This window comes from Mycobacterium sp. AMU20-3851 (assembly GCF_043974665.1).
Classification (GTDB): Bacteria; Actinomycetota; Actinomycetes; order Mycobacteriales; family Mycobacteriaceae; genus Mycobacterium.
In genome coordinates this window covers 141,800-161,225 of the sequence record NZ_CP146371.1, presented here as the reverse complement: position 1 = coordinate 161,225, position 19,426 = coordinate 141,800, and the positions used below count along the sequence as shown (strand labels likewise).

General features: G+C 67.3%; 17 protein-coding genes. 6 read left to right on the top strand and 11 right to left on the bottom strand.

From position 1 onward, the window contains the following. Positions 1-337: 337 nt before the first annotated feature. Together V4U86_RS00785 and gltB are read right to left on the bottom strand one after the other, a co-directional pair. The gene (locus tag V4U86_RS00785) at positions 338-1,804 is read right to left on the bottom strand and encodes a glutamate synthase subunit beta (RefSeq protein ID WP_395309417.1); all 1,467 of its coding nucleotides are present in this window, start codon (positions 1,802-1,804) and stop codon (positions 338-340) included. Next, positions 1,797-6,386: a glutamate synthase large subunit gene (gene gltB, locus V4U86_RS00780; protein ID WP_395309416.1), complete on the bottom strand. Its 4,590-nt coding sequence runs from the start codon at positions 6,384-6,386 to the stop codon at positions 1,797-1,799. The genes V4U86_RS00785 and gltB overlap by 8 nt, the downstream gene beginning before the upstream one ends. A gap of 509 nt (positions 6,387-6,895) precedes the next feature. Between gltB and V4U86_RS00775 the strand changes: the two genes are divergently transcribed. Next, positions 6,896-7,705, top strand: a complete 810-nt coding sequence (locus V4U86_RS00775; protein WP_395309415.1) for a hotdog domain-containing protein — start codon at positions 6,896-6,898, stop codon at positions 7,703-7,705. A 127-nt stretch (positions 7,706-7,832) separates the two neighbouring features. Next, positions 7,833-8,603 carry an aquaporin Z gene (gene aqpZ, locus V4U86_RS00770; RefSeq protein ID WP_395309414.1) on the top strand — a complete coding sequence of 257 codons (771 nt, stop codon included), beginning with the start codon at positions 7,833-7,835 and terminating at the stop codon, positions 8,601-8,603. Between the two features lie 3 nt (positions 8,604-8,606). On the opposite strand, the gene V4U86_RS00765 is transcribed toward aqpZ, so the two are convergent. The 3 genes from V4U86_RS00765 to V4U86_RS00755 all read right to left on the bottom strand — a co-directional run bounded on the left by V4U86_RS00765 (position 8,607) and on the right by V4U86_RS00755 (position 10,484). Beyond that, positions 8,607-9,149 carry a Dps family protein gene (locus tag V4U86_RS00765; RefSeq protein ID WP_395309413.1) on the bottom strand — a complete coding sequence of 181 codons (543 nt, stop codon included), beginning with the start codon at positions 9,147-9,149 and terminating at the stop codon, positions 8,607-8,609. 69 nt (positions 9,150-9,218) lie between these two features. Beyond that, on the bottom strand, positions 9,219-10,115 hold the full coding sequence (locus V4U86_RS00760; protein WP_395309412.1) for a DNA-3-methyladenine glycosylase family protein: 897 nt from the start codon (positions 10,113-10,115) through the stop codon (positions 9,219-9,221). A 9-nt stretch (positions 10,116-10,124) separates the two neighbouring features. Then, positions 10,125-10,484 carry a DUF427 domain-containing protein gene (locus tag V4U86_RS00755; RefSeq protein ID WP_395309411.1) on the bottom strand — a complete coding sequence of 120 codons (360 nt, stop codon included), beginning with the start codon at positions 10,482-10,484 and terminating at the stop codon, positions 10,125-10,127. A 63-nt stretch (positions 10,485-10,547) separates the two neighbouring features. Here V4U86_RS00755 and V4U86_RS00750 point away from each other — a divergent pair, with 63 nt between their 5' ends. Then, positions 10,548-11,012 carry an SRPBCC family protein gene (locus V4U86_RS00750; RefSeq protein WP_395309410.1) on the top strand — a complete coding sequence of 155 codons (465 nt, stop codon included), beginning with the start codon at positions 10,548-10,550 and terminating at the stop codon, positions 11,010-11,012. Position 11,013: 1 nt separating this feature from the next. On the opposite strand, the gene V4U86_RS00745 is transcribed toward V4U86_RS00750, so the two are convergent. Continuing rightward, entirely contained in the window at positions 11,014-12,384 is a 1,371-nt protein-coding gene (locus tag V4U86_RS00745; protein WP_395309409.1) for an NAD(P)/FAD-dependent oxidoreductase, read from the bottom strand. A gap of 75 nt (positions 12,385-12,459) precedes the next feature. On the opposite strand from V4U86_RS00745, the gene V4U86_RS00740 reads away from it, so the two are divergent. Further along, a complete protein-coding gene (locus V4U86_RS00740; protein ID WP_395309408.1) occupies positions 12,460-12,942 on the top strand; it encodes a DUF4262 domain-containing protein in 483 nt (160 codons plus the stop codon). A 104-nt stretch (positions 12,943-13,046) separates the two neighbouring features. Beyond that, positions 13,047-14,684, top strand: a complete 1,638-nt coding sequence (locus V4U86_RS00735) for an HNH endonuclease signature motif containing protein (RefSeq protein ID WP_395309407.1) — start codon at positions 13,047-13,049, stop codon at positions 14,682-14,684. On the opposite strand, the gene V4U86_RS00730 is transcribed toward V4U86_RS00735, so the two are convergent. The 4 genes from V4U86_RS00730 to V4U86_RS00715 are packed head-to-tail and all read right to left on the bottom strand — an operon-like array spanning position 14,672 to position 17,508. Continuing rightward, complete coding sequence (locus tag V4U86_RS00730) at positions 14,672-15,490, bottom strand: class I SAM-dependent methyltransferase (protein ID WP_395309406.1); 819 nt, start codon at positions 15,488-15,490, stop codon at positions 14,672-14,674. The two genes, V4U86_RS00735 and V4U86_RS00730, sit on opposite strands and share 13 nt — an antisense overlap. A gap of 31 nt (positions 15,491-15,521) precedes the next feature. After that, positions 15,522-16,556 (bottom strand): NAD-dependent epimerase/dehydratase family protein, encoded by a 1,035-nt coding sequence (locus V4U86_RS00725; protein ID WP_395309405.1) that lies wholly within the window; start codon positions 16,554-16,556, stop codon positions 15,522-15,524. Next, positions 16,553-17,050, bottom strand: coding sequence for a nuclear transport factor 2 family protein (locus V4U86_RS00720; protein ID WP_395309404.1), 498 nt, complete (start codon positions 17,048-17,050; stop codon positions 16,553-16,555). Before V4U86_RS00720 ends, V4U86_RS00725 begins: the two co-directional genes overlap by 4 nt. Positions 17,051-17,070: 20 nt before the next feature. After that, the gene (locus tag V4U86_RS00715; RefSeq protein WP_395309403.1) at positions 17,071-17,508 is read right to left on the bottom strand and encodes a hypothetical protein; all 438 of its coding nucleotides are present in this window, start codon (positions 17,506-17,508) and stop codon (positions 17,071-17,073) included. A gap of 68 nt (positions 17,509-17,576) precedes the next feature. On the opposite strand from V4U86_RS00715, the gene msrA reads away from it, so the two are divergent. After that, on the top strand, positions 17,577-18,086 hold the full coding sequence (gene msrA, locus V4U86_RS00710; protein WP_395309402.1) for a peptide-methionine (S)-S-oxide reductase MsrA: 510 nt from the start codon (positions 17,577-17,579) through the stop codon (positions 18,084-18,086). Here msrA and V4U86_RS00705 read toward each other — a convergent pair. After that, entirely contained in the window at positions 18,083-19,411 is a 1,329-nt protein-coding gene (locus V4U86_RS00705; RefSeq protein ID WP_395309401.1) for a cytochrome P450, read from the bottom strand. The two genes, msrA and V4U86_RS00705, sit on opposite strands and share 4 nt — an antisense overlap. Between the last annotated feature and the right edge of the window lie 15 nt (positions 19,412-19,426).

The window sequence follows — 19,426 nt, the reverse complement described above, 5'->3', positions numbered from 1 at the left end:
GTGTCGCCAGCACCGGGACCTCGCGGCAGTCCGGCCGATCAGACGCCGTAGCGCAGTAACTCGGCGGGTGTGATCAGACGCTCGTGCTTAGCTGGAAACTCCCGGCTTCGCATCGGATGACGGAGCCATGACCAGGCGATTCGGCTCATCCGGGACCGTGAATTGGGATTGTTGTACACGGCAGAACTCCTGCGGTCGGGCGTTTAGCTGCACCGTGGGGTCACTTTACCCGCACGACCCCTGCGCCACCATTAGATACCTGTGACGCGGCTAACACCACGAGGCGCGCCGACCGAAAAATCTGATGTTTCTGCCGTGACAGACGTTGCTGGTGTGCCTACCGCTGCGGCGCGGCCGTCGGCTCGATCGGACGCGGCAGCGCCGACTCACCCATCAGGTAACGGTCCACCCCGGCGGCCGCAGCCCGGCCCTCGGCGATCGCCCACACGATCAGGGACTGCCCGCGACCCATGTCTCCGGCCACGAAGACACCGGGGATGTTGGTCTGGAAGTCCTTGTCGCGGCCAACGTTGCCGCGGTCGGTCAGCTCCACGCCCAGATCGGTCAGCAGACCCTCCCGTTCGGGGCCGACGAAGCCCATCGCCAGGAACACGATGTCGGCGTCCAGGTCGAAATCGGACCCCTCGACCTTCTCGAACTTGCCGGCCTTCATCTCGACCTCGTGCACCCTCAGCGAGGACACCCGCCCATCAGTGCCGACGAACTGCTCGGTGTTCACCGAGAACACCCGCTCGCCACCCTCTTCATGTGCCGAGGCCACCCGGAACATCAGCGGGTAGGTCGGCCACGGGGTCGATTCGGCACGCGTCTCCGGGGGACGGGGCATGATCTCGAACTGGTGCACGCTCGCCGCACCCTGACGGTGCGCGGTGCCCAGGCAGTCCGCCCCGGTGTCGCCGCCACCGATGATGACGACCTTCTTGCCCTTGGCGGTGATCGGCGGCTCGCCGTCCGGGCCCGCCACATCGTCACCCTGCTGCAGCTTGTTGGCCCACGGCAGGTACTCCATGGCCTGGTGGATGCCGTCGAGCTCGCGGCCCGGGATCGGCAGATCGCGCCAGGCGGTCGCACCGCCGGCGAGCACCACGGCGTCGAATTCTTCGTCCAGCTGCTCGACGGTGATGTCCACGCCGACGTTGACGCCGGTGCGGAACTGGGTGCCCTCGGCCTTCATCTGATCCAGACGACGGTCGATGTGGCGCTTTTCCATCTTGAACTCGGGGATGCCGTAGCGCAGCAGGCCACCGATCCGGTCGGCACGCTCGAACACCGTGACCGAGTGCCCGGCCCGGGTCAACTGCTGGGCGGCAGCCAGACCGGCGGGTCCGGAGCCGACGACGGCGACCTTCTTCATCGTGCGCACCGTGGGGATCACCGGGGCGACCCAGCCGTTGTCCCAAGCGTGGTCGATGATCTCCACCTCGACCTGCTTGATCGTCACCGCGTCCTGGTTGATCCCCAGCACACACGCCGCCTCGCACGGTGCCGGGCACAGCCGGCCGGTGAACTCCGGGAAGTTGTTGGTGGCGTGCAACCGCTCGATGGCATCGCGCCAACGGTCCCGGTACACCAGGTCGTTCCACTCGGGAATCAGGTTCCCCAGCGGACAGCCGTTGTGGCAGAAAGGAATACCACAGTCCATGCACCGCGAGGCCTGATCCTTCAGGGTCTCGTCGGAGAACTCCTCGTAGACCTCTTTCCAGTCCTTGAGGCGCAGATCGACGGGCCGCCGGGCCGGGGTCTGCCGGGCGGTGTGCTTGAGGAAACCGTTCGGATCAGCCACGAGCGGCCGCCATGATCGCGTGGTTCACGTCTTCGCCGGCGGCTTCGGCCTCCGAGATCGCGCTCAGCACCCGCTTGTAGTCACGGGGCATCACCTTCACGAAGTGGCCCTGCTGCGCCGGCCAGTCCGCCAGGATCCGCCGGCCCACTGCCGAATCCGTGGCGTCGACATGCGCCACGATCATTTCCCGCAGCCATTCGGTGTCGCCATCGTCCACTCTGTCAAGATCGACCATCTCTCCGTTCACGTTGCCCGGCAGAGCGCCGTCCGGGTCGTAGACAAACGCGACACCACCGGACATGCCTGCCGCGAAGTTCCGGCCGGTCCGGCCCAGGATCACCACCCGACCGCCGGTCATGTACTCGCAACCGTGGTCACCGACGCCCTCGACCACCGCGTGCGCGCCGGAGTTGCGGACCGCGAACCGCTCGCCGACCACGCCGCGCAGGTAGGCCTGCCCGCTGGTCGCGCCGAAGAGGATCACGTTGCCGCCGATGATGTTGTCTTCTGCGACATAGGCACTGGGCGCCTTGTCGGACGGCCGGACCACGATCCGACCTCCTGAAAGCCCCTTGCCGACGTAGTCGTTGGCATCGCCGTACACCCGCAGCGTGATACCGCGCGGCACGAATGCGCCGAAGCTGTTCCCCGCCGACCCCTCGAAGGTGATATCGATCGTGCCATCCGGAAGACCCTGGGCACCATAGGCTTTGGTGACCTCGTGGCCGAGCATCGTTCCCACGGTGCGGTTCACGTTGGCGATCTTGGTGGTGAATCGCACCGGCGAACCGTCGTCGATCGCTTCCCGGCATTGCACGATCAGCTGCTGATCCAGCGCCTTGTCCAGACCGTGGTCCTGCTGCGAGCTGCAGTACAGATCCTGGTTCATGAACGCCGACTCGGGCTCGTGCAGCACCGGCGTCAGATCGAGCTTGTGCGCTTTCCAGTGCGCGGCGGCCTGCGTGGTGTCCAGCGCGCCGACCTGGCCGACCATCTCGTTGATGGTGCGGAAGCCCAACTGCGCCATGAGTTCCCGGACCTCTTCGGCGATGAAGAGGAAGAAGTTCTCGACGAACTCCGGCTTGCCGTTGAAACGCTCACGCAACACCGGATTCTGGGTTGCCACACCCACCGGGCAGGTGTCCAGGTGGCAGACCCGCATCATGATGCAGCCCGAGACCACCAGCGGCGCAGTGGCGAAGCCGAACTCCTCGCCGCCGAGCAGCGCGGCGATCACCACGTCGCGACCGGTCTTGAGCTGGCCGTCGACCTGCACCACGATGCGATCACGCAAGCCGTTGAGCAGCAGCGTCTGCTGCGTCTCGGCCAGGCCGAGCTCCCACGGGGCGCCGGCATGCTTCTGCGAGGTCAGCGGGGTGGCGCCGGTACCGCCGTCGTGCCCGGAGATGAGCACCACATCGGCGTGCGCCTTGGAAACGCCGGCCGCGACGGTGCCCACCCCGTTCTCGCTCACGAGTTTCACGTGGATACGAGCGGCCGGGTTGGCGTTCTTCAGGTCGTGGATCAGCTGGGCCAGATCCTCGATCGAGTAGATGTCGTGGTGCGGTGGCGGGGAGATCAGGCCGACACCCGGCGTGGAGTGCCGGACCTCGGCGACCCACGGGTACACCTTGTGCCCCGGGAGCTGACCGCCCTCACCGGGCTTGGCACCCTGGGCCATCTTGATCTGGATGTCGGTGCAGTTGGTCAGGTAGTGCGAGGTCACGCCGAAGCGGCCGGAGGCCACCTGCTTGATGGCACTACGGCGCCAATCGCCGTTCTCGTCGGGCTCGAAGCGGTCCACGCTCTCGCCGCCCTCGCCGGAGTTGGACCGGCCGCCGAGCCGGTTCATCGCGATCGCCAGCGTCTCGTGCGCCTCGGCCGAGATCGAGCCGTAGCTCATCGCGCCGGTCGAGAACCGCTTGACGATCTCGCTGGCCGGCTCCACCTCGTCCAGCGGAACCGGTTCTCGGACACCGTCTTTGAACTTCAGCAAGCCGCGCAGCGAGGCCATCCGCTCGCTCTGGTCGTCGACCAGCTTGGTGTACTCCTTGAACACCGAGTACTGCCCGGTGCGGGTGGAGTGCTGCAGCTTGAACACGGTGTCCGGGTTGAACAGGTGGTACTCACCCTCCCGGCGCCACTGGTACTCGCCGCCCACCTCGAGCTCGCGGTGCGCCCACTCGTCGGGCCGGTCCAGGTAGGCCAGCTCGTGCCGGGCCGCGACATCGGCGGCAATGTCGTCGAGGTCGATTCCGCCTGTGGGGCAGTGCAATCCGGAGAAGTACTCGTCGAGCACACGCTGGTTGATACCGATGGCCTGGAACAGCTGGGCGCCGGTGTAGGAGGCCAGGGTGGAGATGCCCATCTTGGACATCACCTTCAGCACACCCTTGCCGGCCGCCTTGACGTAGTTGGCCTTGGCCTGATCACTGGTCAGCCCGGTGATGACGCCGCGGTCGATCATGTCGTCGATGGACTCGAAGGCCATGTACGGGTTGATCGCCGCCGCACCGAAGCCGCACAGCATCGCCATGTGGTGCACCTCGCGGGCGTCGCCGGATTCGACGACCAACCCGACCTGGGTGCGGGTGCGCTCCCGGACCAGGTGATGGTGCACGGCGGCCACCGAGAGCAGGGACGGGATCGGGGCCAGCCACTCGTTGGACTCCCGGTCGGACAGCACGATGATGCGCGCGCCGTTGCGGATCGCCTGGGAGACCTTGGTACGGACGTCCTCCAGCGCGCGGCGCAGGCCCGCTCCGCCGTCGGACACCGGGTACAGGCAGCTGACCACGGCGGCCCGCATGCCGTGCTTGTGGCCGCGGATCTCGTGATCGGGGTCCACGTCGATGAGCTTGGACAGGTCGGCGTTGCGCAGGATCGGCTGCGGCAGCACGATCTGGCGGCACGAGTTCTGGTCCGGGTTGAGCAGGTCACCCTCGGGGCCGACGGTGCCCTGCAGACTGGTCACCACTTCCTCGCGGATGGCGTCCAGCGGCGGGTTGGTCACCTGGGCGAACAACTGCTGGAAGTAGTCGTAGAGCATCCGCGGCCGCGCCGACAGCACGGCGATCGGGGTGTCGGTGCCCATCGATCCCAGCGCCTCGGCGCCGGTGCGCGCCATCGGCGCGACGAGCAGGTTCAGTTCCTCGTAGGTGTAACCGAATGCCTGCTGACGCAACACCACCCGGTGATGTGGCATCTTGACGTACTTACCGGGGGGCAGTTCGTCGACGTGGAACAGTCCGGCGTCCAGCCACTCCTGGTACGGCTGCGCGGCGGCCAGCTCGGACTTGATCTCCTCGTCGGAGACGATGCGGCCCTGCGCGGTGTCCACCAGGAACATCCGGCCCGGCTGCAGTCGGATCTTCTTGACCACGGTGGACGGATCGAGGTCCAGCACGCCGGCCTCGGACGCCATGACGACCAGACCGTCGTTGGTCACCCAGATGCGGCCCGGACGCAGGCCGTTGCGGTCCAGCACGGCGCCGATCACGGTGCCGTCGGTGAAACACACCGACGCCGGTCCGTCCCAGGGCTCCATCAACGATCCGTGGTACTGGTAGAACGCCCGCAGCGCGGGGTCCATGTTCTCGTTGCGCTCCCAGGCCTCGGGGATCATCATCAGCATCGAGTGCGCGATGCTCCGCCCACCCAGGTGCAGCAGTTCCAGCACCTCGTCGAAGCGGGCGGTGTCGGAGGCGCCCGGCGTGCAGACCGGGAAGATCTTGTTCAGGTCGTTGTGGTAGCCGAAGACATCGGTGTGGATGAGCGCCTCGCGGGCCTTCATCCAGTTCTCGTTGCCGGTGACGGTGTTGATCTCACCGTTGTGCGCGACGCGGCGGAACGGGTGCGCCAGCGGCCAGGACGGGAAGGTGTTGGTCGAGAAGCGCGAGTGCACGATGCCCAGCGCGCTCTCCAGCCGGTCGTCCTGCAGGTCCAGGTAGAACGCCCGCAGCTGCGGCGTGGTCAGCATGCCCTTGTAGACGAACGTCTGACCGGAAAGGCTTGGGAAGTAGACCGTTTCGCGTCCCGGCCCATCCTGGCCCGGGCCCTTGGTGCCGAGTTCGTGTTCGGCGCGCTTGCGGATCACGAAGGCGCGGCGTTCCAGCTCCATACCGGATGCACCGCCGATGAACACCTGGCGCAGCGTCGGCATGGCGTCGCGCGCCAGCGCACCCAGCGAGGAGTCGTCGTGTGGGACGTCGCGCCACCCGAGCAGCTGCAGCCCTTCGGCCTCGACGATCTTCTGCACTGCCTCGCAGGCCAGCTTGGCGTCCCGCGCGGACTGCGGGAGGAAGGCGATACCGGTGGCGTAGCTGCCCTCGGGAGGGAGCTCGAAGCCCTCCTCCTTGCAGACCGCGCGCAGGAACTTGTCCGGCACCTGCAGCAGGATGCCGGCACCGTCACCGGTGTTCGGTTCGGCACCCGCAGCACCGCGGTGCTCGAGGTTCAGCAGCGCAGTGATCGCCTTGTCGACGATGTCACGGCTCCGACGACCGTGGATGTCGGCCACCATGGCCACACCACAGGAGTCGTGCTCATACGCGGGGTTGTACAGCCCGTTGGGTGTTCCCATCGGCAAGCCCACCTGACCTTTACTCTCAAAGCCCACAGAGGGGCTTCATGTACTGCCGGCTGTCTCCAGCGGCATACCGGCGGTCACCGGCCTGGCGATTGCGGTGCCTTCGTGCTGCACTGAACGACGGATTTGTCCCGCTCGCCACAAGTGATCAAAACGATATGACAAACACCGGGTGACGTGCCAACTTAGCCAGACCTAACTAGGGCTCCGTGCAGATCGGCGGTAATCGTTCCCCAGAAGGCGGTCCGGAAACGGAATACCGCTGGCCACGAACGGTTTTCGAGTGGAACACGAACCTACCGCCGCTCGGCGCGCGAACGCCGACAAACGAGACCCTCGTCACAGTAAGTTGCTATCTTGCACCTTTGGGTTGTTTACATGCGGAAATATCGATTTCGTAGTTAGCTGAAAGCCTGGTCGGATTCTTAGAGATCGCGCGCCGCTCCACGTTGCATACCCCCGCGGGGTAAACCCCTGATATCGCGGCGCGAAGCTGGTTCTCGATGACATATCCGCAGACCACCCCGCCCGGCCGCTTCGGAATCGTCGACGTCGAGACCGGCCCCACGGCGTTCGCCGCCGCCATGCCGGTCGACGGAATGCTGAACCCCTTCACAGGTTCGCCCTCCTTGGCGGCGGTCGCGGTGCTCGTGGACCACATCGCGGGCTTCGCCAACCACGCCAGGCGGCCCGACGATCACTGGACGGTGTCCAGCGAGCTGGCCCTCGAGTTCACGCCGGATGCCCAGGTCACCATCGCTCAGGAACCCACAGAGCCGGTGCTTGCCGTCAGCCGACCGGTGGGCGGCGCGGGCCGCACGTCGCTGTCGGAGTGCACGCTGACCCACCACGGCGTGGAGATCGGGCTCGCAACGGTGCGCACGTTCTACATCACTGCGGCCGTGCACACCCCGGGCGCGTTCGATCACTCCACCGAGTCCGCGGACCCGCTGCCCGACAGCCTGGCCGCCCTGCTCGCCGTCGAGGTGGCCGAGACCGCCGGAGCCGGGCCGGTGCTGAGTCAACTGGAGAACACGGCGGTGAACAACAGCCTGGGGGCGGTCCACGGTGGCGTGGCGGCGGCCGGCCTGGAACTGGTGGCGTCCGCCGCGCTCAACGCCGGCCGGACGGAAACGCCCCTGGTGACCGCGTCGCTGCGGATCAACTACCTGCGCCGACTCATCGGAGGCGGCCGGTCCCGTTACACGGCCACCGCACTGCATGCCGGCCGCAGCAGCGGTGTCGCGGAAGCCCACGGCATCGGCGACGACGGCAAGGTGGCCCTGACCGCGCGGCTCACCGCCTACCGCTGAGAATGCATAGCAAACGTATCCGCTGGGCGAAGATTTGGTGACAGCCGCGATCGGCCGTCGAAATCGTGGGATTCTGCCCCTGTAGCTTCATTTTTGAGCGAAGGGCAGGGCAATGTCGAATCGAACGATGACCACCCCAACGATGTCCCACAGACTGGCGGCCGAGTTCATCGGCACGTTCTGGCTCGTCCTCGGCGGTTGCGGCAGCGCCGTGTTCGCAGCCAAGTTCCTCTCCGATGACGGCGTATCGCTCGGTATCGGATTTCTCGGTGTCGCACTGGCTTTCGGCCTGACGGTACTCACCGGCGTGTACGCCTTCGGCACCATTTCCGGTGGCCACTTCAATCCCGCGGTCACCCTCGGTGCAGCGTTGGCCAAGCGGGTCGAATGGGTGGCCGTGGCACCTTACTGGATCACCCAGGTCATCGGCGGATTCGCCGCCGGCGCAGTGATATACGTCGTGGCCGGAGGCAAGGAAGGATGGACGGCCACCGGCAACATGGCGGCCAACGGATTCGGCGACCACTCCCCCGGCGGGTACTCGATGGTCGCGGTCCTCATCACCGAGGTCGTGCTGACCTTCATCTTCCTGCTGGTGATCCTCGGATCCACCGATGACCGGGCCCCGAAGGGGTTCGCGGGCTTGTCGATCGGGTTGACCCTGACGCTCATCCACCTGATCTCGATCCCGATCTCGAACACCTCGGTCAACCCCGCCCGGTCCACCGGCGTCGCATTCTTCAACGGCGACGGCGCACCGGGCCAGCTGTGGCTGTTCTGGGTCGCCCCGCTGGTCGGTGCCGCCGTCGCCGGTATCGCATACCCGCTGTTGTTCGGTGTCGCAGAGGAACTCGCGGACCGCCCGGTCCGCGACGACACTCTCGACCTCGACGACTAGCGGTTACTGGCGCGCGCTGCTCGCGGCACCCTTCTCGGTGTCCTGGCCGGCGTGGGCGAGTTCTCCGCCCGCGCTCTCCAGATGGGCGCGCACGAACCACTGGAACTTCTCCAGCTCGGCGGAATGACCGATCAGCATGTCCTGGGACACCAGATCGATGTCATCGAGCCGCTGGATGGACTTGCGGGTGTCCTCGATGATGCCGGTGTACACCAGGTCGACCGCCGCCAGGTGAGCCTGCACGTTGTCGCGGCCGACGGAGTAGTCGTCCCACGTGCGGTCCTTGATGATCGAGCCGGGCGTGCCCTTGGGCGAACCGCCCAGCGTCGCAATGCGTTCGGCGACCTCGTCTGCGTATCCGCGCACCAGCTCAACCTGGGGATCGATCATCTCGTGGACACCGATGAAGTTCGGGCCCACCACGTTCCAGTGCACGTGCTTGAGGGTCAGATGAAGATCGTTATAGGTACTGAGCTGTTTCTGCAGCAACTCGGCGACTTCGGCACCTTCCTTGTCGGACAACCCGGGGATGGTGAACGCAGTCATCGTGACTCCTTCGAATCGGGGGTAGGTCGTGTCTCCCAGCCAGGCATACCCCCGAAGGCGGATCGATAATCACAGCGCGCGCAGGTTGGGGATCGGCGCCCGGGGCCCACGACGTTGCCGGACCGCCAGCCCGCTGGCTTCCAGCAACCGCACCGCCCGATGCCGGTGCGGCCGTAACGGTTCGAGCAAGATCACCATCTCCGCGTCGTCGATGGGCCTGCCCAGCAGGCACAGCCCCACCATCTTCGCCAGGTGGTAGTCGCCGACCGAAAGTGCATCGGCATCACCGAAGGCGCGCTGCATGGTCTCGGCGGCCGTCCACACCCCGACCCCGGGCAGCGAGGTCAGACCCGTCGCCGCCTTCTCCCGGTCCAGCCGCTCCAGTGCGTCGGCCCGCTGGGCGCAGCCCACCACGGTGCGGGCCCGGCCGGGGTCGACGTTGGCCAGCTGGAACTCCCAGGACGGGATGCGCCGCCAGACATCGGCCGCCGGTGGCACCCGCATACCTGCCGGTGCCGGCCCGGGCGCGGGGGCGCCGAACTTCGTGGTCAGTAGCCGCCACGCCCGGAATGCGTCCTTGCCGTACACCCGCTGCTCCAGGACCGCCGGGATGAGAGCCTCCAGCACCCGTCCGGTCCGGCCCAGACGCAGGTGCGGCACCCGCCGCAACGCCTCGGCGACCGTCGGCTCCACCGGCTCGAATCCGGCGGTGTCGTCTTCGACCCCGAGCAACAGGGCCAGGTGATCGAGGAATTCGGCGGCGCCGGGACCCCACGCCTCACATTCCACGGTGTCCACGGCCGTCTTACGGATCCGTGCGGTCACCGCGCCGGTACGGGTCAACGACGTACGCCAGGTATCGGTACCGATCACCCGGAAACACGGATCGCCGCTGCCTCGGCGCAGCGGCGACAGCGTCAGGCCCGGACTCACGGGTCCGTCGAAGGTCACCGTCGCGGTCGGCACCTCACCAATCTAGGACAGCGTGATCTGTGCCTTGTCCGGGTAGAAGGCCACCGTGCCGGCGATCTCGGCGACCGCCGGATAAGGCTGCTCGTAGGCCCAGACGGCGTCCTGCACGCCGGCGGCGTGGTAGTAGCTCGCCTCGCCCTTGTACGGGCAGTAGCTGGTCGTCTCGCTGCGTACCAGCGCCGAGGCCTGCACATCGGCCAGCGGGATGTACTGCACGGCGGGGTAGCTGGCCTCCTGCAACGTCACGGCGCGGTCCGTCTCGGCGACTACGGCGCCGTCGATGCTGACGGTGACGTGCGCACTGGTGGGCGTCACCGTGATCGGATGCTCGGCACTCGGTTGCCAGACAGGACGCTCGCTCATGCAACACACAACGTCGTGCGTCGAACAGTGATTCCCGCCACGGTGGGTCGTTACGATCAGCGCATGACCGAGCCCGTGACCGCCTCTGTGACGATCGCCGCCGATCCGGCCAAGGTGTATGCGCTGATCACCGACCTGCCGACGTTGGCCTCGCTGGCCGAGGAGGCATACGCCATGCACTGGAAGAGGGGCACGTCGGCGACCCCCGGAGCGGTATTCAAGGGCGAGAACCGCAACGGCTCGAAGTCCTGGGCAACCACCTGCACCGTCACCCATGCGCTGCCGGGCCAGCGATTCGCGTTCGACGTGAAGGCAGCCGTGCTGCCGATCGCGCACTGGCGCTACGACATCGCCGCGACCGAGGGTGGTTGCACGGTCACCGAGTCCACCTGGGATCACCGGCCCGGTTGGTTCAAGAAGTTCGCGGGCCTGGCCACCGGAGTCAGTGACCGTGACAGCGCCAACGCCGAGCACATCCGGCTGACGCTGGAGCGGCTCAAGGAGCGCGCAGAGCGCAATCAGCCGTAACTCAGTGCGGCTTGCGGGTGACGATGTCGGCGACCCGGGCGATCGGGGAGGTGCTGCGCCGACCGCCCGTCTCGTGCCGGTCGGCCAGTTTGTAGGCGAGGTAGAGGCTGCGTACCCCGAGCCAGCGCAAGGGTTCGGGTTCCCAGTCACGCGACTGATGCCCGACCCACGGCAGGTCGGTGACCGGGGTGTCCCGGGCCAGCACCAGATCGGCCAGCGTGCGCCCGGCCAGATTGGCCGCGGTGACACCGTGCCCGACATAGCCGCCCGCCCAGCCCAGACCGGTATGGCGGTCCAATGCGACCCCGGCCTCCCAGTCCCGCGGGACCGCCAGCACCCCGCACCATCCGTGCGCGATGGGGATGTCGCGGACCTGCGGAAGGATTGTGTGCAGAACGTCGGTGAGCAGTTCGATGGTGCGGGTGGGCACCTGACCGTCGCGGTCGGTGCGTGATCCGAATCGGTAGGGCACGCTGCGCCCGCCGATGGCGATCCGGTCGTCGACCGTGCGTTGCGCGTAGAAGAACCCGTGGGCGGTGTCGCCGACGGTTTCGCGTCCCTGCCAACCGATTCGGTCCCAGATCTCGGCGGGTATCGGATCGGTGGCGATCATCGAGCTGTTCATCGGCAGCCAGCGCCGGTGCAGGCGGGGCAGTGCGGGGGTGAAGCCCTCGGTGGCGCGCAGCACGATCGGCGCGCGCAGTGTCCCCGACCGGGTGGTCGCCGCGCCCGGCTGGATGTCGATGACCGCCGACTGCTCGTGGATGGTGACGCCGAGGCGCTCGACGGCGTCGGCCAGACCGCGGGCCAATGCGGCCGGCTGGATCCGGGCACAGTGCGGGGAATGGTAGGCCGATACCAATCCGGCGAACTGGATCCGTTGCGCTGCTTCATCTTTCGTCAGCTCAATGACGTCATTGCCCCAGCGCCGCTCCTCGGCGACGGTGGCCGCCAGTCGAGCGGCCTGGGCCGCGTTGCGCGCGATCTCCAGGGTTCCACCTTTGACCGCACCGGCGTCGATGCCCTCCCGGTCGGCCACCTCGATCACCTCGTCGACGGAATCGTTGAGCGCCCGCTGCCAAGCCAGAACCTTGTCTCGGCCATGGGCTTTCGCCATCCGGTTCCGGTCGCCGGGGACCAGACCCGACAGCCAGCCGCCATTGCGGCCGGAGGCGCCGAAACCCGCGAAGCGCGCCTCCAAGATGGTGATCCGCAGCGAAGGGTCGGCGCGCTTGAGGTAGTAGGCCGTCCACAACCCGGTGTAGCCCGCGCCCACGATGCAGACGTCGGCGTCCCGGTCGCCGGGCAGCTTCGGGCGCAGCGCCGGCAGCTTGTCGAACCAGTGCGAGACCTGACCGTTGATCGGGGACACCCGGCAATTCTGTCAGGCCGGTTGTCGGTGGGGCGGCGGATGGTTGAGCCCAAGTAGCGACGAAAGGGGCACACCATGTGCTGGCAATGCGATCACCCGGGCGCAACCCGGCAGGACTACCTCGACGTGCTGCAGGGCACCGTCATCAAGAACGGTTGGGCAGTGCAGTACGTCGAGACGGAACCTCCGTTCGCGTACACGATCGGGCTGAGTGCGGCGGGTCTGCCGGAGCTACTGGTCACCGCACTCCCGCCGCGGCAGTCCATGCGACTGCTGAACGTGGTGGCCGATTACATGGTGCGCAAGACCGAACCGGCACCCGGTGACACCATGACGTTCCCGGGTGACCCAGCTGCCGAGTTCGTCGAGGTGACCGCGCCCGATGTGCACATGGGGTGGGCCGTGGCATTCCACGGCGGCCCCATCCGTGGCCTGCAGGTCGTCTGGCGGGACGAGCAGGGCCACTCACCCTGGTGCCCGGACTTCAACAAGGGAGGTCCGCGGCAGCCGGTGCTCGGGGTTCGCGGCCCGGTCGATCTGAAAGATCCTCCAAGATAGCCACATTCGCGCGAGCGATCTGTCTCAGAAATTTCTTTGGCCCCTTTAGTCTCTGGTGTCACATCCTGCCGTTTTCTGTCGGTGGTCGAACGTATGTTCTCACCATGAAGATGGATGTGGTGGCGAGTCGGGAGACGGTGCAGCACGCCCTCTCCGCTCGCACCGCGTCGGTCAAGGCGCTGCTGGATGCCGATTTCACGGTGTTCGATACCGCGGAGTTGTTGGCCATCCAGTCCGAGCGTGAGCTGCGGGCCCGCGCCGAGGCGGTGATCGACCACCGCATCCAGGCCGCGCTGATGGACCGGGCCACCCCGCATGAGATCGGCGGGAAATCCTGGATCGATGTGCTGGCCACCCGGATGCGGATCAGCCGCGCCGAGGCTGCCCGCCGGGTCTCTGGTGCTGAGGTGCTCGGGCCGCGGCACGCCATGAACGGCGACGTACTCGAACCGGTGTTGCCGGCATGCGCGGCCGCGCTGGCCGAGGGCAGCATCGCCGCCGAGCACATCGCGGTCGTGCGCGCGACCTTGAAGTCCGCGTCGGGGCGGCTCAGTGGTAGCGAGCTGGCGCAGTTGGAGGCCAGCCTGGTCGCCGCGGCCAAGACCACCAGCCCGGAAACGTTGAAAGAAGCCGCCACCCGGGTGCTCTACAAACTCAACCAGGACGGCGACGGCCCGGATATGGCCCGGCACCGGCGCGGGATCACCCTCGGCGCGCAGGACGCCGACGGGCTGGTCCGCATCACCGGCTGGGTGGATGCCGAACTCGCCGCCTATCTCGGTACCGCGCTAGAAGTCTGGGGCCGACCCGGGATCAACAACCCCGACGATCCCGAACCCAAGCTCAACCCGGACCCCAACCCACTCGACGACGAGGTCGTGCCGGAGGCCGATTCGGCCGGCGGGGAAGGCTCGGCTGCCGCCGAAGACGGTGCGGCAGGAGAGGATCGCGTCACCGAGGACGAACACGGGACCGCGGGCGCCGACAGTGAAGACGACGCCGCCGATAAGGGGCTCGCGGATCCGGCCGGTGAAGATCCCTTCGCCGACGCTGACATAGCCGGAGATCCCGACCCCAACCGCCCCGCCGATTTCGGGGCCCTCGCCGATCTGGCCACCGGCGATACCCGCACCCGCGCCCAGCGCCACCACGACGCCCTCAAAGCAATCCTGCGCGATGCCCTGATGGCCAAAAACCTCGGCCAACACAACGGCATCCCGGTCACCGTCGTGGTCTCCACCACGCTCGCGGAGTTGGAGGCCGGGGCCGGGATCGCGGTCACCGGCACCGGCACCCTCATGCCCATGCCCGACCTCATCCGCCTCGCCGAACAGGCCTACCACTACCTGGTGGTCTACCGAAAACACACCGCCGAACCCCTCTACCTCGGCCGCACCCGACGCCTGGCCAGCAAGGCCCAACGCCTACTGCTCTACAACCGCGACCGCGGCTGCACCCGCCCCGGCTGCACCCAAGCCGCCTGCCACTGCCAGGCCCACCACGCCCAGCCCAGCTGGAACAACGGCGGCCACACCGACGCCCCCACCCTCGCCCTGGGCTGCGGACCCGACAACCGGCTCGCCGAAATGGGCTGGACCACCCGCATCGACCCCGACACCGGACGCACCCACTGGTACCCACCCCCACTCATGGACACCGGCCAAGACACCCTCAACCACCACTTCCACCCCGAAGAACTCCTCGATCCACCGGGCAAGGACGACCCGTGTCAGAACGAATAACGGTGGTACTGCGCCATATAGCGCAGCGCGGGCACCCGCGACATCACCTTCGCCAGCAGCCGATACCCCGGGCCCACCATCCCGAACTCCTCGGTGTCGAACGGCGACAGCCATGCCAGCAGCCGGGTGCCGGGCACGGCCGACAGGATGTCCTCGGGACCGTCGATCGCCCAGGACAGCCTCGCCCCGGACCGGCGCACCACAGTGTTGGTCCATTGCGACTTGATGCCCGCCGTGTTGAATGCATCGAATTGCAGTTCACCGGAAGGGAATCGGTCCACCACGCGACGCAGCAGCGCCACGCCGTCCCGTTCGGTGAGGTACATCGTCAGTCCCTCACCGAGCATCAGCGTCGGCCGCTCGGCGGGAATGTCGGGCAGCCAGTCCGGATCGGTCACCGACGCGGCGAGCACCTGATAGCGCTCGGCCGACGGATAGAGCCGCTCACGCAACTGAGCCACCTCGGGATAGTCGATGTCATACCAGAGCACCCCCGGGCCCGGCCGCAGCCGGAAGAAGCGGCCGTCGAGCCCGCACCCGAGGTGCAGCACCACGGCCTCTGGGTGTACCGCGAGGAACTGGGCGGTCCAGCGGTCGAAGTGCGCCGTGCGGGTGGTCACCGCCGGCGATCTCGCGGCGGTGATGGACGTCTTGCTCCAGTCGTAGTCGATCCGCTCGGCGATCTCTCTGGCCAGTTGATCGCCGAGGATCGGCCGAGGCAGGCCGGCATCGAGCGCCTTCGCGTAGAAGGTCGCCAGCATGGTTTGCGGCGCCCCGGACAGATCGACCTTGAGCTTGTCTGCCATTCCTTCAGGCTAGGTGTCTCCGCGGTGGAGTTCAGCCGCTTTTCTGCGCGCGCCTGGCGTCACGCAGGCCCATCCAGAACCGGGCGGCCTCCCGAATGGAATCCTCCACCGGCGTTGGCTGCCAGCCGAGTTCGCGGACCGCCTTGCTGTGATCGACGGGCGCCTCGGCCCGCATCAGCCGTAGCGAGGCCAGTGACAGGCGTTCATCGGTGCGGCGCAGCCGGCCCTTGATGGTGCCGACGGTGGCCAGTAGGTAGGTCAGCGGCAATGGGATCGACCGCGCCGGCGGCGGTACACCGGCCTCCTCCGCCGCGATCCGGGCCACCTCGGCATTGCTGATCATCTTCTCCGAGATCAGGTAGCGCTCGCCCACGCGGCCCTTCTCCGCGGCCAGGATCAGCGCACGGGCGGCGTCGTTCACGCCGACGGCCTCGAGTTCGATCCCGCTCATCACGAACGGCAACTTCCCGAATACGGCGCCGGCGATGATGGCACCGTGCGGGGTACGCCCCCAGTCGGTGCCGCCGTACGTGGTCGATACGCACATCGCCACTGCGGGCAGCCCGCGATCGCGGGCGTACTGCAACACCAGTTTCTCGGCCTGCACCCGGGACCGCACATACGGCGTCAACCCTCGCTCGTCAGCGATGTCCTGCTCGGTGGCAACCTGGCCGCGCCGGCGACCGACCGTCGCGTAGCTGCTGGTGAACACGAACTTGCGCAGTCCCGCGACGATCTCGGGACGGGTCGCGATGTCCAGCACATGACGGGTGCCGTCGACATTGGTGCGGAACAGCGGGGACGGATCGCGCAACCAGCCCCGGGTGTCCACCACGCAGTAATAGATGTCCTCGACGCCGGTCATCGCCTCGGTCAGCACATCCGCGTCCCAGATGTCGCCGATGTAGCGCTGCACGTCCAGATCCTCGATGCCGACGGTGTTGGCGCCCTCGCGCACCATCACCCGAACCTCGCGCCCGTCACCGGCAAGCTGGCGCACCACGTGCGAGCCGAGGTAGCCGTTGGCCCCGATGACCAGGACCGGGCCGGCGGCAGGAGCCGTCACCGGACGCCCATCTGCTGCATCCACGACGCGGCTTCATCGGTCAACGTGCCCAGCTCCTGCGCCTTCTTGCACCACTTCTTCGCCGCGGACAGGAACCGCAGCGGGTTGTAGACATCCTCCTGGCGGCTCCACAGTCCGTCCCCCGCATAGGTCAGGATCGAAATGTTGGTGGCGCTGATGATGGTGCCGTCACCGGGATCGCGCATCGGATTGTCCAGCTCACAGATCACCCGGGAGGTCGACTCGTCGATGACCGTCCACAGCGCCGGAAACGACGTCATGTGGTTTCCGGGGAAGCTCTCCATGGTCTTCCAGATCCACGGCCGCACCTGTTCGCGTCCACGCATGGTGCCTGCCGCGTGCTCCACATAGTCGACGTCGACGGTGTACTGGTCGACCCACGGATCCCAGTTGCGGGTGCGGGCGGCCTCGTCGACCGTCTGCTCGAATGTCGCGAAGGCGTCTGTCAGCTCAGCTCGGGTGAACAGCGTCACGCCACAAAATAGAACACGTTCTAGCTGGGTTTGTCGAGGGTGACACCGACGTCCACGACCCGCCGGTCCCCCAGCGGCTCCTGCAGCACCACGGGCACGGTTCCGGGAACCGCCAGGGCGATGCACATCCGCCCGATCGCATCCGGCGGAACGCCGCCGTGCAGATCCAGCAAGACCTCCTCGGCGGTCTCGGTCGCGATCACATGCACGCCGAAGCAGTCGGCGGGTCCGGCGGTGAAGTTGACCGCCAACCCGCCCTCGGTGCGGCTCCAGGATTCGACACCGGTCGGGTGCGGGTTGAGGATCATCGGATTGTCGATGAACGCCGTGCGCCACGGCTCGGGCTGCACCTCGGGCGGCTCGACCACCGGGTCTGCCCAGGCCGCCGGCGACCCGGTTCCCAGCAGGCAGCCGACCAGGATTACGCCGGCGTGTGCTGTGGTTACAGCTCTACGCATGGGTACCACCGTAACGGCGGAGCACAATGGGTACCGGACTTGGACGACAGCTGAAGGAGTTGATGCGCATGACCGACAACCAGAAGGCGATCCTGGCCGGCGGCTGCTTCTGGGGCATGCAGGACCTGATCCGCAAGCAGCCCGGCGTGGTGTCCACGCGAGTGGGCTACACCGGCGGGGAGAACGCGCACGCGACGTACCGTAACCACCCCGGCCATGCCGAAGCGATCGAGATCATCTTCGATCCCGCCCAGACCAGCTACCGGTCGCTGCTGGAGTTCTTCTTCCAGATCCACGATCCGAGCACCAAGAACCGGCAGGGCAACGACATCGGCTCCAGCTACCGCTCGGCGATCTTCTACGTCGACGAGGACCAGAAGGCCGTCGCGCTGGACACCATCGCCGACGTCGACGCCTCCGGGCTGTGGCCGGGCAAGGTGGTCACCGAGGTGGTGCCGGAAGCCGAGTTCTGGGAGGCCGAGCCCGAGCACCAGGACTACCTGGTGCGCTACCCGACCGGGTACACCTGCCACTTCCCGCGCCCGGGCTGGAAGCTGCCCAAGCGCGCCGAGGTTTAGCTCCCGGCCCGCCGGGTCAGCACCACGCGTCCCCCGCGCTTGGGGGTGAAGGCCACTCCACGGGAGTGCACCTTCTCCCCGGGCGCGGTGGTGGTCGCGACGGTGAAGTGCCGCAGCACCGTCCGGAGAACGACGTCCATCTCGACGTTCGCGAACACCGCGCCCACACATCGGCGGGTGCCGCCGCCGTAGGGCACCCAGGCCAGCGGCGGACGGTTACCGATGAACCGCTCCGGATCGAACCGTTGCGGATCGTCGAATTCCAGCTCGTGCAGCTGGGACAGGCTGACGACGATCGAATAGCCCTGTGGCACAACCCATTTTCCGAGCTCGAAAGCCGGTGAGTACACATGCCTCCCGGAGAAGTCGATGACGGTACGGGCCCGCTGGGTTTCCAGGATGACGGCCTGGCGGTACTCGTTGCTGTCCCCGTCGGCTTCCTCGACCAGCCTGGCCAGCACCTCGGGATGGCGGCTGATCCGCTCGAACACCCAGGCCAGGGTGGACGCCGTGGTCTCGTGCCCGGCGGCCAGCAGGGTCAGGAGTTCGTCGGCGATGTCGGTGTGCGACATCGCCGATCCGTCCTCGTAGGTACTGCGCAGCAGCAACGCCAGCACGTCGTCACGCTCGGCCAGCCTGGGATCGGCAGCGACGTCGGCGATCAATCGGCCCACCACAGCGTCGTAACGGCGCCGGTAATCGGCCAGCCTCCCCCACGGGTGCCAGCGGCCGTAGTTGCGCTTCGGGGTCGGCAAGGTCGCACATCGCGAGCCCAGGGTCACCCAGGGCGGAATGATCTCGCGCAGTTCGTCCAGGTGTGCCCCGTCGGCTCCGAACACCGCCCGCAGGATCGCGTTCAGGGTGATCCGCATCATCGGCTCCAGAGTCGGAAACTCCTGTCCGATCGGCCAATTCGCGGCTTCCCGCAGAGTCTCCTCTTCGAAGATCCGCTCGTAGTTCTTGATGCTCTTACCGTGGAACGGCGGGGTGAGCAGCCGGCGCCGGCGCTTGTGGTCGGCCCGGTCCAGGGCGAACACCGATCCCGGCCCCAGGATCCGCGACAGATTGGGCTGAATGTTGCCGACGTCGTCGGTGTTGGCGGCGAACAACTGCTTGGCCAGCTGGGAGTCCGTGACGATCACCGTCGGCCCGAACACCGGCAGCTTCATGGTGAACGCCTCACCGTACCTCCGCGCCAACCGGGTGACGACCCGGCGACGGGCCAGCACGAAACCCGCTCCCTGCAGGGCGCTGCTCAGCTTCGGCCCGGGCGGCAACTGCGCGGCAGGGCTCACGGGACGTTCGGCAATGGTGGCTTCGTTCATGGAACGCACTCCAGA

Coding starts and splice junctions, on each gene's coding strand:
- msrA (WP_395309402.1), top strand. CDS start 17,577: ATGACCGACAACCAGAAGGCGATCCTGGCCGGCGGCTGCTTCTGGGGC.
- V4U86_RS00740 (WP_395309408.1), top strand. CDS start 12,460: ATGTGCTGGCAATGCGATCACCCGGGCGCAACCCGGCAGGACTACCTC.
- aqpZ (WP_395309414.1), top strand. CDS start 7,833: ATGACCACCCCAACGATGTCCCACAGACTGGCGGCCGAGTTCATCGGC.
- gltB (WP_395309416.1), bottom strand. CDS start 6,386: ATGGGAACACCCAACGGGCTGTACAACCCCGCGTATGAGCACGACTCC.
- V4U86_RS00755 (WP_395309411.1), bottom strand. CDS start 10,484: ATGAGCGAGCGTCCTGTCTGGCAACCGAGTGCCGAGCATCCGATCACG.
- V4U86_RS00765 (WP_395309413.1), bottom strand. CDS start 9,149: ATGACTGCGTTCACCATCCCCGGGTTGTCCGACAAGGAAGGTGCCGAA.
- V4U86_RS00735 (WP_395309407.1), top strand. CDS start 13,047: ATGAAGATGGATGTGGTGGCGAGTCGGGAGACGGTGCAGCACGCCCTC.
- V4U86_RS00715 (WP_395309403.1), bottom strand. CDS start 17,508: ATGCGTAGAGCTGTAACCACAGCACACGCCGGCGTAATCCTGGTCGGC.
- V4U86_RS00705 (WP_395309401.1), bottom strand. CDS start 19,411: ATGAACGAAGCCACCATTGCCGAACGTCCCGTGAGCCCTGCCGCGCAG.
- V4U86_RS00730 (WP_395309406.1), bottom strand. CDS start 15,490: ATGGCAGACAAGCTCAAGGTCGATCTGTCCGGGGCGCCGCAAACCATG.
- V4U86_RS00775 (WP_395309415.1), top strand. CDS start 6,896: ATGACATATCCGCAGACCACCCCGCCCGGCCGCTTCGGAATCGTCGAC.
- V4U86_RS00750 (WP_395309410.1), top strand. CDS start 10,548: ATGACCGAGCCCGTGACCGCCTCTGTGACGATCGCCGCCGATCCGGCC.